The following is a 13,864-nucleotide window of genomic DNA, read 5'->3' as shown; positions in this document are numbered from 1 at the left end:
GAAACCGCGGAAGCCCGTTCGACGTGTGTGCATGACGAACTCAACGATCGAAACCCGCAACCTCGACCAGTACGGCAACTCCGCCCTGCCGTGGACCCTCGCGCAGGACCTCCTCGCCCAGGAGTCCGCTTCGAAGGACGTGCCGTTCTTCCTGAACACCGTGCGACCGGACGGCCGGCCGCACTCGGTGGGCGTCGGCGCCGTCTGGTTCGAGGACGCCTTGCACTTCGTGAGCGGGCCCGGCACCCGCAAGTCGCGCAACCTCGCGGAGAACCCGGCCTGCACGGTGTCGGTGCGGCTGACCGGGATGGACCTCGTGCTGGAGGGCGACGCGCACCGCGTCACCGATGAGTCCACTTTGGACCGGATCGCCGCGAGGTACCGCGAGGCCGGGTGGCCTGCCGAGCGCGAGGGCCAGGCGTTCACCGCTCCCTACACCGCGCCGAGCGGCGGCCCGCCGCCCTGGTACGTCTACCGGATCTCGCTGCGGGCCGCGCACGCCGTGGCCACCGCCGGGCCGGGCGGCGCGACGCGGTGGACGTTCAGCTGAGGAACTCGCGGAACGACCGGGCCGGCCTGCCCGTCACGTCGAAGACGGTCGTGGTGACCCGGTCTTCGGAGCCACCCCGGATGTCCTCGTCGAGCCCGGCGAGGATCGCGGCGAACTCCCCCGGCAGTCCCGCGGTGAGTCGTTCGGTCATCTCCGCCGTGCTGACCGAACGGTGCCGGACGGGTTCGCCACGATCCTGCCGGACCTCACCGCCGAGGCGGTCCGCACTCCCGCACTGGCCGAGGCGATCGCGGCGACCATCGGCGAACCACGCCGCGCGCTCGGCGCGATCACGCTGCGGCGCGCGGTCGAACGTGGCGAACTACCAGCGGATCTCGACGTCGAGATCGCACTCGACCTGGTCGCCGCACCCGTCTACTGGCGGCTGTCCGTGCGCCGGGCGGCCGTCGAGCCCGACTACCTCGAACGGCTCGTCGATCACCTGATGCGCGCGCTTCAGTGCTGATAGCTGGGGTAGTCGACGTATCCCTGCGGAGTCTGGAACCAGGTCTCCCGGTCGGTGCCGACCAGCGGCAGGCCGAGCCGGAACCGTTCGACGAGGTCGGGGTTGGCGAGGTAGGCGCGGCCGTAGCTGATCAGGTCGGCGCCGTTGGCGAGCCAGCGCTCCCCCTGCTCCCGGGTGCTCTCGTGCGGGCCGATCTGGCCGCCGGGGTTGAGGATGAACGCGGTCGGCCACGCCTTGCGCAGCCCCATCAGCACCTCGTCGTCCGCGGTCGCGAGCACGTGGATGTAGGCGATGTCCGGCAACGCCTTCAGCAATGCGTCGTAGAGCGCGGGCATCTCGGACTCGACGATGTCCTGGACCTCGCCGCCGGGTGAGAGCCGGACGCCGACGCGGTCCGCGCCGATGGCGTCCGCCGCCGCTTCCACCGCCTCGACGGCGAACCGGATCCGGCCGCCGATCGAGCCGCCGTACGCGTCGGTGCGCTGGTTCGCGTTGGAGGACAGGAACTGCTGGATCAGGTACCCGTTCGCACCGTGCAGCTCGACCCCGTCGAACCCGGCGTCGACCGCGTGCCGGGCCGCGCCGGCGAACGCCTGCACCTCACCGCGAACCTCCGAAGTGGACAGTGCGCGGGGCACCGGTGCGGGCGTCACGCCGCTGGGCGTGAACACCTCAGAGCGAGCCGCGATCGCCGACGGGCCAACGGGATGGTGCCCGGCGACCTCGACGTGACCGATGCGGCCGCCGTGCATGAGCTGAGCGAAGATCCGGCCTCCGTTGGCGTGCACGGCATCCGTGACGACGCGCCAGGCCTCGACCTGCTCAGGCGTGTGGACACCGGGCATGAACGGACCGGCCTGGCCGACGGCGTTCGGGTGCACGCCCTCGGTGACGATGAGGCCGGCGGTGGCACGTTGGGCGTAGTAGGTGGCCGTCGTTGCGACCGGCGACCCGTCCACGGCTCGTGCGCGGGTCATCGGCGCCATGACGAGGCGGTTCGGCAGGGTCAGGTTCCCGAGTCGGTAGCTGGTGAGAAGCATGAGGGCTAGGCTAGAAACCTGACATTGACGTCAGAGATAGGTTTTGTGGCGGAGGTCTCATGCGGATCGGCGAGCTGGCGACGAGGACCGGCGTGAGCGTGCGCGCGTTGCGCTACTACGAGGAGCAGGGCCTTCTCGCCTCCGAACGCAGTGAGAGCGGCCAACGCCACTACCCCGACGAGGCTGCCTCCCGGGTGCGGCTGATCCAGCAGCTCTACGCGGCCGGGATCTCCAGCGCGTCGATCCTGGAGATGCTGCCGTGCGTGGTCACCGGGGTGGCGTCGCCGCAGGTGCTGGCCAAGCTGCGGGAGCACCGCTCGTCGGTGATCCAGCAGATCGAGAGCCTGCAGGACACGCTGCAACAGCTCGACTCGGTGATGGCCGGAGCCGTCAAGTCGCACGAGTCCGGGGTGCCGTGCCCGCCCGGCTGAGGCGGGCACGGCACAGAACTCAGCTTCCGCGCACCGCCAGCCCGGCGACGTCGGTGTAGAAGCAGCCCGCCGCCAGCTTGGCCGGGTCGTCGCACTGCACCTCGGGGTGCAGCGAGACCTGGTTGGCCAGCACGGTGAGACGCACGTACAGCACGTCGTCCCGGCCCGCGGACAACGGCACGGCGGTCAGCTTGCCCTGGTCAGCCGGAGTGAACGCCGCCTTGCCCGCAGCGACCCAGGTCGCCCCGTCCACCGAGGTGTCCACGGTGACGTCCTTGGCGCCGGCGGTGCCGTCGTCACCACAGGAGCCGGCCGGGTCGATCTCGATCGCAGACACGTCGACAGACTTGCCCAGCTTGATCGTCACGAACCGCGGCTGCGGCGTGCCGTCCGGGTCCAGCTTCCGGTCGGTGGACCAGCCACCGCTGCCCAGCGGCGTCTGGCGCAACAGGTCGGCCGGCCCGCAGCCCGCGCTGGACCAGTCGTCGCCGTTGGACGCGGTCACCACGGCTCCAGTGGTCGACGTGGCCCAGTTGCGGCGCAACGACCAGTCGACGGTGTTCGCACCGGAACGCACCGAGATCGGGCGGTTGGCCGCCTCGTAGCCCGCCCCGAACGCGTACACCTTCGCGTAGGTGCCCGGGATTACGTCGGTGATCGTGTAACGGCCGTCAGGACCGGTCACCGCGGACTTCCCACCCGCGAAGCCCGAGTCGTGGCCCGCGATCCGCACCGCGACACCCTGCGCGGGCGTGCCGTTGCCGGCGTCGGTGATGCGGCCGGACAGCGTTCCGGTCGGCGTACCGGCCGGCGGTGGCGTGCTGAAGTCCTCGACCGGCTCCACGTCCGCACCCGTGATCGCGGCGGCGAAGAAACCCATGCCGCGCTTGGCGAACACCTGCCAGATCTTCTTGTGCGCCTGGCCGCCGTTGACGACCGTGTCGGCCTGCAGGATCGAGTTGCGCATGTCCAGGAACGACGGGCTCGCCGGCGAGAACTCCATCGCCCTGGTGACGAGCGAACGGGTCAGCGTCACGCCGAGCGCGGAACGCAGGTCCCACAACGTCTCCGACCAGATCTCGCTGTCGGGGTGCACCGCGGGCCGGCCGGCGACCTTGCCGAAGTCGCCGTAGGTGTAGCCGCCGGGACCGGCACCGGGCGTGCCGGGGCAGTTCGGCGTGGTCGCGCCGACCGGGCAGTCGATCGGCTGGCTGCGGAAACCGTTCTTGCCGAACGAGAGCTCGCCGCCGTCGACGATCTCACCGGGCGCGGAGGTGTCCTTCTCCAGCTTCTTCTGCACCAGGTAGTCGTGGCCGTACCAGTCGCTCCAGCCCTCGCCCATCGCGCCGGACTGCATCGTGTCCAGAGTGGACACACCGTTCGCGTCGACGACCAAGCGGTTCGACAGGCCGTGCACGTACTCGTGGTAGACGGTGCTCGCGGAGTCACCGGCGTTGCCCGGCACCCACGGGTCCTGCGGGTCGGCGGGGTTGTGGAACAGGAACATGCCCATCGTGGGCGCCTGGCCGTCGGGCGGCGTGCCCATGAACGCGTTGTTGTACGGCGTCTGCGCGGACCCGGCACCGATCATCGTGTACGCGTTGACCGCGTCACCGTCGATCTTCTCGAAGTTGCCCGCGGCACGGGTGAAACCGATCGGGAACGCCGCGAGGTGGTCGTGGAAGTTGCCGATGTACGCGAACGCCTGCACCGCGTTCTGGTTGCGGTTCACCTTCCAGGAATCCTTGTCCTTCGGATTCCACGTGCACTGGTAGGTGGCGTTGCACGGAGCACCGACCGTGGGCGTGAAGTCGGTGAACCTGTACTTGAAGGAACCGTCCGCCTTCGCGGGGATCTCCTCGTCCGGCTGCGCGGTGACGTCACCGTTGGCGTCCGCGACGACGTGCGCCACGTTGCCGTCGAGCGTCTTGGCGCCGACCGGCAGCCAGCCGCGACCGGACAGGTTCACCTCGCGTTGCTTGCCCGCCCACGCCTCCCAGGCCAGGCCCTTCACGTCCTCGTCGTCGTGCCGCTGCACCAGGTTCTTGCGGTACAAAAGCTTCCCGGTACCGGCGTCGACGACCTCCAGTCGCATCTCGTCCGGCTTCGGGTGCACGACGGTCGACCACGCCGGCCGCACCGCGTCACCGGTGTAGAACGCGACCTTCTTCGAGGCCTTGTCCGGCGCGGACAACGTTGACAGGCCGAGCGACGAGGGCAGGTCGCGCACCGGCGAGCCGTCCAGCTGGATCAGCCTGCCGTCCTTGCTGACGTGGGCCTTGAGTCCGTTGCCGAACAACGGGACGTCGCCGACCTGCTGCACGAACGACAGGTGGTGCGTGCCCGCGACGTCGACGTAGTCCTTGCGCAGGCTGAGCTTCGGCAGATCGGTGGCGCTCAGCCCGACCACGCCCTGCCGCTCGCGCAGGTAGTTCAGCACGATCTCCCGCGGTGGGAGCGCGCTCGGGCCGGTCAGGAACCCGTCCGTGCGGGCGAGCAGGCGGGGCGTCCCGGTCAGCTGGTCGATGTCGACCCGGCCTTGGATCCCGAGTTCGGTCTGCAACAACCCGAGGGCGCTGGTCATCGTCAGAACGTTGTCCGGCCTGGTGGGAGCGCTCTTGCGGACGTCGAAGTCCGCAGTGGATCTGTCGTCGGCGATGGTCGGTGCTGGCGCGCTGTACGCCGGAACCGGGGCCAGTGCGAATATCGCGGCTCCGGTCACGGCGTACAGCGCGATCCTCGAACGCGAGGAACGCAGCATGTCGATGTCCCCTCGATCTGTGGAGTCAAGGCGGCGGTATCGACCTTGCTATCAGCGAACCTCGTTGTGCCGCACCGGCCGAACGGCCAGTGCTGCCAAACAAGACGGATCAGATCGTCGCGGTGTCGATGACGAACCGGTACCGCACGTCGCTCGACTGCACCCGCTCGTAGGCCACGTTGATCTGGTCGGCGTTGATCAGCTCGATCTCCGCGCCCAGGCCGTGCTCGGCGCAGAAGTCCAGCATCTCCTGGGTCTCCGCGATGCCGCCGATCATCGAACCGGCGAACGTCCTGCGGCCCGTGATCAGCCCGAACAGGTTCACGGAGATCGGTTCCTCCGGCGCGCCGACGTTGACGAGCGCGCCCTCGGTCCTGAGCAGTCCGAGGTAGGCGCTGAAGTCCAGCGGCGCGGACACCGTGGACACGATCACGTCGAACTTGCCCGCCAGCTCCGAGAACGTCGCCGGGTCGCTGGTGGCGCGGTAGTCGTGGGCGCCGAGCTTGAGCCCGTCGTCCTTCTTGCGCAACGACTGCGACAGCACCGTCACCTCGGCACCGAGTGCACGCGCGATCTTGACGCCCATGTGGCCGAGCCCGCCCAGGCCGACGATCGCGACCTTGGAGCCGGGACCGACGTTCCAGTTCTTGAGCGGCGAGTACAGCGTGATTCCGGCGCACAGCAGCGGCGCGGCCACGTCCAGCGGGAGCGAGTCCGGGATCCGCACCGCGTAGTTCTCGTCAACGACGATCTGCTTCGAATAGCCGCCGTAGGTGACGTCGCCGTTCTTGTCGACGGCGTTGTAGGTCTGCGTGTTGCCCTTCGCGCAGTACTGCTCCAGCCCGCGCAGGCAGTAGTCGCACTCGCGGCACGAGTCGACGAAGCAGCCGACGCCGACCCGGTCACCGACGGCGTAGCGAGTCACCTCGGAGCCGACCTCGGCGACCACGCCGGCGATCTCGTGACCTGGCACCATCGGGAAGATCGCCTCGCCCCAGCCCTCGTTGACCTGGTGGATGTCGGAGTGGCAGATGCCGGCGAACTTGATGTCGATCAGAACGTCGTGCGCGCCGACCGCGCGGCGATCGATGGTGGTGCGCTCCAGCGGTGCCTTGGGTGCGGGAGCGGCGTAGGCAGCGACGGTGCTCATCTGGGTTTCTCCTCGTTCTGTCGTGTCGAGTCACGACACTGCTCCCGTTCGAGGACCACACCCAGACACCTGCTTTTCGTACGTCTGGTGTGCCTACCACTGGCAGTAGCAGGCACAACGCCGCTGGTCCGGGGATACTCGGACGCATGACCGATCCGCGCACCGAGCTGAGCGAGTTCCTGCGCAGCCGCCGGGCGCGGCTGTCACCCGACGACGTGGGCCTGCCCCGCTACGGCCGGACCCGCCGCGTGCCGGGCCTGCGCCGTGAGGAGCTGGCGCAGCTCGCGGGCGTCTCGGTCGCCTACTACACGCGTCTTGAGCAGGGCAACGGGCGCAACGTCTCCGCCGAGGTGATCGACTCGATCGCCCGCGCGCTGCGGCTGAACGAGGCCGAGCACACCTACCTGCGCAACCTGACGAACTGCCCGTACGGGGGCAAGAAGAAAGCCGCTCGTTCGCAGGTGCGCCCGGCCCTGCAGCACCTGCTCGACAGCGTCGGCGTACCCGCTTACGTGGGCGGGCGGCGCGCGGACGTGCTCGCGTGGAACCCGATGGCCGCGGCGCTGTTCGGCGACTGGGGCCAGTTACAGCCACGCGAGCGCAACTGGGCCAGGTTCATCTTCCTGCAGCCCTCCTACCAGCACCTTTTCCTCAACTGGGAGAGCAAGGCGGCGGACATCGTCGGGTTCCTGCGGATGGACGCGGCCTGCTACCCGGACGACCCCGAGCTCACCGCGCTGATCGGCGAGCTGTCGGTGAAGAGCGAGCTGTTCCGGCAGCTGTGGGCCAAGCACGACGTCAAGGAGAAGAACTTCGGCGTCAAGTACCTCAAGCACCCGCTGGTGGGTGAGCTGACGCTGCAGTACGAGTCGCTGAGGATGCCCGCCGAGCCGGACCTGTTCTTCACGACGTACTACGCGGAACCCGGCAGCCCGTCCGCCGAGGCGTTGCAGCTGCTCGCGAGCTGGGGCACCGACGCGACCAGTGCCGGCACCTCTGTTAGATCACAGGCATGAGAACACCTCGCCTGGAGATCGAGTACTGCACGCAGTGCCGCTGGTTGCTGCGCGCCGGCTGGACCGCGCAGGAGCTGCTGACGACGTTCACGACCGAGCTGGGCGAGGTCGCGCTGATCCCCGGCACCGGAGGCGTGTTCGACGTGCGGCTGGACGGCGAGACGGTGTGGTCGCGCAAGGAGCAGGACGGGTTCCCGGACCTCGCGGTGCTCAAGCAGCTGGTGCGCGACCGGGTGGCGCCGGAACGGTCGTTGGGCCACACCGATCGCAAGCAGTCATAGGTCCTGGGCGCCCAGGTACGCGAACACCATCGCGGCACCGATCGTGCAGCCCGGTCCGGGGTATGACCGGCCCATCACGGTGGCGGTCGTGTTCCCGGCCGCGTACAGGCCCTCGATGACCGACCCGTCCTCCTTGAGCACCCGTGCGTGCTCGTCGGTGACCAGGCCGCCCTTCGTGCCGAGGTCGCCGGGGAAGATCTGGCAGGCGTAGAACGGCGGCTTGTCCAGCGCTCCGAGGTTCGGGTTCGGCTTCACCCTCGGGTCGCTGTAGTAGCGGTCGTAGGCGTCGTTGCCGCGGCCGAAGTCCTCGTCGCGGCCGGACTGCGCGAACCCGTTGAAGCGCTGGACGGTCTCCTCCAGCTTCTCGACCGACACGCCGATCTTGGTCGCCAGCTCGGCGATCGTGTCGGCCCTGGTGAGGATGCCGTTGTTGTCCGGCGTCTCACCGGGTTTGAGGATGACGAACGGGTACCACGAGCGGTGCTGGTCGTCGATGATCATCCACGCGGGCACGCTGCCGCGCCAGTAGATCTGGTGGCCGCACTCGTTGTAGGACATGGCCTCGTTCATGAAACGGCGGCCCTCGTCGTCGACGATGATCGAGCCCGGGAAAGCGCGTTCCCGCAACGACGCCACCGCGATGCCGCCGGGGAAGCCGATCGCGGGCGTCCACCAGGCCTCGTCCATCAACGCGGTGGCGGCGCCGAGTGCGATGCCCATCCGCAGGACCTCGCCGGTGTCGGTCGGTGAGGCGTTCGTCCACCTGGTGCCGGTCGGGTGCGGGTGGTGTTCCTGGCGCAGTGCGTCGTTGTGCGCGAACCCGCCCGCGGTCAGGAAGACCTTGCCGGTGACCCGGTGTTCCTCGCCGTCCTTCGTGACCACCACCCCGGTGACGCGACCGTCTTCGGTGATGAGTTCCCTGACCTCGGACTTGAGCCAGATCTCCGCGCCGCGCTTCGCCGCCAGCGCGACGAGCTGACCGATCAGCGACACCCCGCCGGTCAGCGCCGGGTTGCGGCCGATCTTGCGGATCCGCGTCACCAGCAGCTCGGTGAGCCAGCCTCGGATCGTGCGCTTCGCGAGGCCCAGCCAGCGGATCTCGGTGGTGTACATCGGGGTGGTGAGCGCGCTGGCCCGCACTCGGAGTTTGCTCATCCACTCGCCGAGCTTCGCCCCGTCGATCACGCTCGCCTCGACGCACCGGCCGCTCGTGCTCGCGCCGGACAGGGTGGGGTGGTAGTCGGGATAACCCTTGGACCAGCGCAGCTTCAGGCCCTCACGGAGCAGGAAGGACACCATGTCCGGGCCGCGCCGCACGAACGTCTCCTGGCGGACCGCCGAGCTGTCGGCGCCGGCGGTCGCGGCCAGGTAGCGCAGCGCGTCGTCGGCGTTGTCCGTGCCGCGCAGCAACGGGTTCGCCGGAATCCACAGCCCGCCGCCGGACAACGCCGTGGAACCGCCGATGAGATCGGACTTCTCCAGCACCAGCGGTTTCAGCCCGCGTGCGGCCGCCGTCAGCGCGGCGACCAGGCCCGCGGCTCCACTTCCGACAATCACCACGTCGTATTCCTGCATGGAGTCATCCAACGCCAGAACTCAGCCTCGCGTTCTCCGCCGCCTGGGTGACAGTCGCGCCGACACCGCTGAAGAACACGGTCGGCTTCGAGCAGGAGCCCTTGACCTGGTAGCCACCCTGCACGGCCCGCACCAGCGAGTGGCCGCAGTGCCGGCCGGGTGCGATCTCCTTGAGCAGCCTGGCCTCGCGTGCGGCGTCCGTCAGCGTGGTGCCGAACGCGTCGACGAACGAGTCCGGCTTGGAACAGGACATCTTCACCTCGAAGCCGCCGACCGCCGCACGGCTGAGGTTGCCGCTGCACAACGTCCCGGTGTTGTTCTGGAACTGACGCAGCAGCAGCCCTTCCCGGTTCGCGTCCCCGGTCGTGCTGCCGTAGCCGTCGATGAAGGCGTTCGGCTTGGAGCAGGACATCTTGGCGATGTACCCGCCCGGCGTGGTTCTGGTGAGGTTCACGTTGCACGGTCCGGCTGCCAGCGCGGGTTCGACCACGACGACCAAGCCGCCCACGGTCAGCGCAACACCCAACAGGGTTCTCAGGGTTGCTCGCATTTGCTTCTCCCCCTTCGGTTTCCTCCAACCTCGTCCGGGGGATGCCGTCCGTCAATCGAGCAACCGGCGTCATAGGATCCATCCCACGACGACGCCGGGATACTCGTTCACACCCAGGTTCTACGAGATCGACGGCCAGGGCGTCATGTTCAACATGTGGTACCTGGGGCACGTCGACGAAGCGGTCGACGCGTTCTTCGTCGACCGCGGCCTGCCGTATCGCGACTGGCCGGGCCTGGGGTTCGACGCGCACGTCGTGCACGTCGAGCTCGACTTCAGCGCGGGAGTCCGCTCCGGCGACCGGGTCGAGGTCGCGGTCAGCACGTCCCGCCTGGGACGCAAGAGCTTCACCCTCGACTTCGCGTTCCGCCGGGGCGAGGAGGTCGTCTGCAGCGGCGGTCTGGTCTACGCCACGGTGTCCACGGCCGGCCACGGCGCCGTCGAGCTGCCCGACAAGCTGGTCGAAGCACTCGGCGAGCTCAGGCCGTTGCGGGTCAGTCGGTCGTGATGAACCCCTTCGACACCATCCAGTCGCGGGCGACCTCGCCGGCGTCCCTGCCCTCGACGTCGACCTGACGGCACAGCTCGATCATCTGGTCGTTTGTCAGCGCGCGGCTCACGGTCTCCAGCGGGCCACGCACCTGCGGGTAGCGCCTCAGGAACTCGGCACGGACCGTCGGCGCCACGTTGTACTGCGGGAACGCCTTCCTGTCGTCCTCCAGCACGCGGAGCTTCTGCGCGGCGATCCGGCCGTCGGTCGTGAACACCTCGCCGACCGGGCAGGTGCCGCCGGCCACGGCCGAGTAGATCGTGCCGATGCCGAAGTTCTTGACCTCGGTGACCGGGAAGCCGTAGGTCCGCACGGCCGCGGGGAATCCGTCCTGGCGGCTGGTGAACTCGGTCTCCAGGCAGAACACCGCCTGGTCCGGGTTCCTGCCGAGGAAGGCCGCGAGGTCCGAGGTGGTCTTCAACCCGTGCTGCGCGCCGTAGGCCTCGGTGACGGCGAACGCGTACTGGTCGTTGAGCGGCGAGTAGCCCAGCCACTCGACGCCGAACCGTTCGAGGTCCGCCTTCTTCGTGGCGTCGTACTGGGCCTGTTCACCACCGGGCACCGGAAGTTCGTTGCCCTGGTAGTTGATCCAGCCGGTGCCGGTGTACTCCCAGGTGACGTCGACCTCGCCGTTGAGCAGCGCCTGCCGTGCGGTCTGCGAGCCCTTCAGGTCGGTCAGGTCGACGACCTGCGCGCCCGCTGCGGACAACGCCATCTCGGCCAGGTAGCCGAGCAGGATGTTCTCGGTGAAGTCCTTGGACCCCACGGTGATCTCGACGCCCTTGAGGGAGGCGTCCTGCTTGATCGAGCCTGGGAAGACCTTGTAGGGCAACGCCGTGTTGACGTCGAGGCCGCAACTCGCGAGGCACAGCAACGCGACGAGCAGAAGTCGTTTCACCGCAACCCCTTCGGCCCGAACCACTGCTCCATGACCGCGCCGGCCCAGTCGACCAGCAGGGCGAGCCCCGCGGCCAGCGCCGAACCGGTCACCAGCACCTTCATCAGGTTGAGCTTGTAGCCGGTGTCGATCAGCAACCCGAACCCGCCCGCGTTGACGAACAGCCCGAACGTCGCCGTGCCCACCGCCAGCACCAGCGAGGTGCGCAGGCCGGCCAGGATCAGCGGGGTGGCCAGCGGGAACTCGACCCGCCACAGCACACCCGACGCCGACATGCCGATCCCGCGCCCGGCGTCCACAAGGGACGGATCGACCTGCTGCAGGCCGACGATCGTGTTGCGCAGCACCGGGAGCAGCGAGTAGAACGCGAGCGGCAGCGCGGCCACCCACAGGCCGCCCTCGGCGCCGGTGAGCAGGAACCACAGCACCAGCACGCCCAGCGCGGGCGCGGCCTGGCCGACGTTCGCGACCGCGAGGAAGAGCGGCGCGAGCCAGCGCGCCCACGGCCGGGTGGCGACGATGCCCGCCGGAACCGCGACCAGCACGACGATCGCGGTCACCACGATCGTCATCAGCAGGTGGTCGCCCAATGCCGTGAACAGCGAGCTCGCGTTCAGCGTGCTCTTCTCGGTCGCGGTCAACTCGCTGGAGAACACCCACGCCAGCACGCCGCCGACGATCGCCAGCACCGCGAGGGGCTGAGCCCAGAACCTGATCCGCTCGGCCGTCATGCGGACGCTCGCAGCCGTTGCACGACCTCGGTCACCGTCGTGAGGTCGAGCGTGCCGACGTACTCACCGCGGTTGCCGGTCACGACCGCGCGCCCGCCCTCGTTGACCATCGCCTCCAACGCGTCCCGCAGCGTCGACTGCAGGGTCACCGAGTCCTGCACCGGCCGTCCGATGCCGGCCAGCGACTTCGCGTGCTTGAGCTCCTTCACGTGCACCCAGCGCAAGGGCCGGCCGCGCTGGTCGAGCACCAGCACGAACCGTTCGTCGCCGAGCTCCACAGTGGACGGTTCGGCGTCGACCCGCGCAGTCAGCGCCTGCCCCAGTTCGACGTCGCGAACCCTGAGCAACGTCAACGCTTTCAGCGACGCGCCGGCCCCGACGAACCCGGCCACCGTGTCGTCCGCCGGGTTGGCCAGGATGGCGTCCGGGGTGTCGTACTGCAGGATCGTGGACCGGTCGCCGAGCACCGCGATCCGGTCGCCGAGCTTCACCGCCTCGTCGAAGTCGTGCGTGACGAAGACGATCGTCTTGCGCAACTCCCCTTGCAGCCGCAGCAACTCGTCCTGCAGATGCCCGCGTGTGATCGGGTCGACCGCACCGAACGGCTCGTCCATCAGCAGCACCGGCGGGTCGGCCGCGAGTGCCCGCGCGACCCCGACCCGTTGCTGCTGACCGCCGGAGAGCTGGCGCGGGAACCGTGCGGAGAACTCACCGGGATCGAGCCCGACGAGCTCCATCATCTCCTCGGTCCTGGCCGCGATCTTCTTCTTGTCCCAACCCAGAAGTCCCGGCACCACACCGATGTTCTGCGCCACCGTGAAGTGCGGGAACAACCCGGCCTGCTGGATCGCGTAGCCCACCCGGCGCCGCAGGTCGTCCGGGTCGATCTTGAGCGCGTCCTCGCCGCCGATCGTGATCGTGCCCGACGTCGGTTCGATCAACCGGTTGATCATCCGCATGGTCGTGGTCTTGCCGCAGCCGGACGGCCCGACGAACACCACGATCTGCCCGGCGGGCACGACCATCGAGAAGTCGTCCACCGCGGCCGCCTTCTGCCCCGGATAGCGCTTGGTCACGTGGTCGAGCCGGATCTCGACACCCTTGTCAGCCACGGACACCCCTGGACACGGTGAGACGGTTGATCAGCACGTAGACGCCGTCGAGCAGCAGCGCGAGGATGACGACGCCGATCGTCCCGGTGAGCGCCTGGTTCAACGAGTTCACACTGCCGGCGTTGGCCAGCCCGGAGAACACCTCGGAACCGAGCCCCGGCCCTTTCGCATACGCCGCGATGACCGCGATGCCCATCAGCATCTGCGTCGCAACCCGCATTCCGGCGAGAATCGCGGGCCACGCCAACCTCAACTCGACGCGCGTCAGCACCCCGGTCCGGCTCATGCCGATACCTCTCGCCGCATCGCTCACCGCCGGATCCACCCCGGCAAGTCCGACGATGGTGTTGCGCACGATCGGCAGCAACGCGTAAAGCACCAATGCGACGACAGTGGTGTCCGCGCCGAGCCCGAACACCGGAATCAGCAACGCCAGCAGTGCGAACGACGGAATGGTGAGAATCGTGCTCGCCAAGGCCGTGGCCAGCGCGGATCCGACCGGGCTGCGATAGACCGCGACCCCGATGGCCACACCTATGACCGTCGCCAGAACCGTGCACTGCACCACTGCACTGACGTGCAAAAACGCCTGCAATGACAACCGATCCCAGCGATCGGCCACGTACTCGAGCACATTCATCCTCGTCGACCCCGCTCGCCGAAGTTCCACACACCCAACCCCATGCGAACGATCTCGGCAACCATTCGTCACCGAACCATGACAAATTTCTGCTCGATTTCCGGTGCTATCGG

The 13,864-nt window shown here is 68.7% G+C and carries 16 protein-coding genes; 6 read left to right on the top strand and 10 right to left on the bottom strand.

Annotated features, from left to right (window positions below; genetic code table 11):
• Positions 1-31 precede the first annotated feature (31 nt).
• Positions 32-550 carry a pyridoxamine 5'-phosphate oxidase family protein gene (locus tag LFM09_RS34540; protein WP_414100785.1) on the top strand — a complete coding sequence of 173 codons (519 nt, stop codon included), beginning with the start codon at positions 32-34 and terminating at the stop codon, positions 548-550.
• On the opposite strand, the gene LFM09_RS34535 is transcribed toward LFM09_RS34540, so the two are convergent.
• Entirely contained in the window at positions 543-701 is a 159-nt protein-coding gene (locus tag LFM09_RS34535) for a hypothetical protein (protein WP_414100784.1), read from the bottom strand. The two genes, LFM09_RS34540 and LFM09_RS34535, sit on opposite strands and share 8 nt — an antisense overlap.
• Positions 702-722: 21 nt before the next feature.
• On the opposite strand from LFM09_RS34535, the gene LFM09_RS34530 reads away from it, so the two are divergent.
• The gene (locus LFM09_RS34530) at positions 723-1,016 is read left to right on the top strand and encodes a TetR-like C-terminal domain-containing protein (RefSeq protein ID WP_414100783.1); all 294 of its coding nucleotides are present in this window, start codon (positions 723-725) and stop codon (positions 1,014-1,016) included.
• On the opposite strand, the gene LFM09_RS34525 is transcribed toward LFM09_RS34530, so the two are convergent.
• On the bottom strand, positions 1,007-2,056 hold the full coding sequence (locus LFM09_RS34525; RefSeq protein WP_414100782.1) for an alkene reductase: 1,050 nt from the start codon (positions 2,054-2,056) through the stop codon (positions 1,007-1,009). The two genes, LFM09_RS34530 and LFM09_RS34525, sit on opposite strands and share 10 nt — an antisense overlap.
• A 59-nt stretch (positions 2,057-2,115) precedes the next feature.
• On the opposite strand from LFM09_RS34525, the gene LFM09_RS34520 reads away from it, so the two are divergent.
• On the top strand, positions 2,116-2,487 hold the full coding sequence (locus LFM09_RS34520; protein WP_414100781.1) for a MerR family transcriptional regulator: 372 nt from the start codon (positions 2,116-2,118) through the stop codon (positions 2,485-2,487).
• A 19-nt stretch (positions 2,488-2,506) separates the two neighbouring features.
• Here the strand turns inward: LFM09_RS34520 and LFM09_RS34515 are convergent, their stop codons facing one another.
• Both LFM09_RS34515 and LFM09_RS34510 read right to left on the bottom strand, forming a co-directional pair.
• The gene (locus tag LFM09_RS34515) at positions 2,507-5,248 is read right to left on the bottom strand and encodes a M36 family metallopeptidase (protein WP_414100780.1); all 2,742 of its coding nucleotides are present in this window, start codon (positions 5,246-5,248) and stop codon (positions 2,507-2,509) included.
• Positions 5,249-5,357: 109 nt separating this feature from the next.
• Positions 5,358-6,398, bottom strand: coding sequence for an NAD(P)-dependent alcohol dehydrogenase (locus LFM09_RS34510; protein ID WP_414100779.1), 1,041 nt, complete (start codon positions 6,396-6,398; stop codon positions 5,358-5,360).
• A gap of 146 nt (positions 6,399-6,544) precedes the next feature.
• On the opposite strand from LFM09_RS34510, the gene LFM09_RS34505 reads away from it, so the two are divergent.
• Together LFM09_RS34505 and LFM09_RS34500 are read left to right on the top strand one after the other, a co-directional pair.
• Positions 6,545-7,414, top strand: a complete 870-nt coding sequence (locus tag LFM09_RS34505; protein ID WP_414100778.1) for a helix-turn-helix domain-containing protein — start codon at positions 6,545-6,547, stop codon at positions 7,412-7,414.
• Entirely contained in the window at positions 7,411-7,695 is a 285-nt protein-coding gene (locus tag LFM09_RS34500; RefSeq protein ID WP_414100777.1) for a SelT/SelW/SelH family protein, read from the top strand. Before LFM09_RS34505 ends, LFM09_RS34500 begins: the two co-directional genes overlap by 4 nt.
• Here LFM09_RS34500 and LFM09_RS34495 read toward each other — a convergent pair.
• The gene (locus tag LFM09_RS34495; protein WP_414100776.1) at positions 7,690-9,270 is read right to left on the bottom strand and encodes an FAD-dependent oxidoreductase; all 1,581 of its coding nucleotides are present in this window, start codon (positions 9,268-9,270) and stop codon (positions 7,690-7,692) included. The two genes, LFM09_RS34500 and LFM09_RS34495, sit on opposite strands and share 6 nt — an antisense overlap.
• Positions 9,271-9,274: 4 nt before the next feature.
• Positions 9,275-9,820, bottom strand: a complete 546-nt coding sequence (locus LFM09_RS34490; RefSeq protein WP_414100909.1) for a hypothetical protein — start codon at positions 9,818-9,820, stop codon at positions 9,275-9,277.
• Here LFM09_RS34490 and LFM09_RS34485 point away from each other — a divergent pair.
• Entirely contained in the window at positions 9,705-10,328 is a 624-nt protein-coding gene (locus tag LFM09_RS34485; RefSeq protein ID WP_414100902.1) for an acyl-CoA thioesterase, read from the top strand. The two genes, LFM09_RS34490 and LFM09_RS34485, sit on opposite strands and share 116 nt — an antisense overlap.
• Here LFM09_RS34485 and LFM09_RS34480 read toward each other — a convergent pair.
• From LFM09_RS34480 to LFM09_RS34465, 4 genes are read right to left on the bottom strand one after another with little or no spacing between them, the layout of a single operon-like run.
• The gene (locus tag LFM09_RS34480) at positions 10,315-11,268 is read right to left on the bottom strand and encodes a glycine betaine ABC transporter substrate-binding protein (protein ID WP_414100775.1); all 954 of its coding nucleotides are present in this window, start codon (positions 11,266-11,268) and stop codon (positions 10,315-10,317) included. The two genes, LFM09_RS34485 and LFM09_RS34480, sit on opposite strands and share 14 nt — an antisense overlap.
• Complete coding sequence (locus LFM09_RS34475; RefSeq protein ID WP_414100774.1) at positions 11,265-11,999, bottom strand: ABC transporter permease; 735 nt, start codon at positions 11,997-11,999, stop codon at positions 11,265-11,267. Before LFM09_RS34475 ends, LFM09_RS34480 begins: the two co-directional genes overlap by 4 nt.
• A complete protein-coding gene (locus tag LFM09_RS34470) occupies positions 11,996-13,111 on the bottom strand; it encodes an ABC transporter ATP-binding protein (protein ID WP_414100773.1) in 1,116 nt (371 codons plus the stop codon). The genes LFM09_RS34475 and LFM09_RS34470 overlap by 4 nt, the downstream gene beginning before the upstream one ends.
• A complete protein-coding gene (locus LFM09_RS34465) occupies positions 13,104-13,751 on the bottom strand; it encodes an ABC transporter permease (protein ID WP_414100772.1) in 648 nt (215 codons plus the stop codon). Before LFM09_RS34465 ends, LFM09_RS34470 begins: the two co-directional genes overlap by 8 nt.
• Between the last annotated feature and the right edge of the window lie 113 nt (positions 13,752-13,864).

The organism is Lentzea alba (genome assembly GCF_047445655.1).
Classification (GTDB): domain Bacteria; phylum Actinomycetota; class Actinomycetes; order Mycobacteriales; family Pseudonocardiaceae; genus Lentzea; species Lentzea alba_A.
The sequence above is the reverse complement of the archived record's forward strand: the minus strand, read 5'-3'. Positions and strand labels throughout refer to the sequence as shown.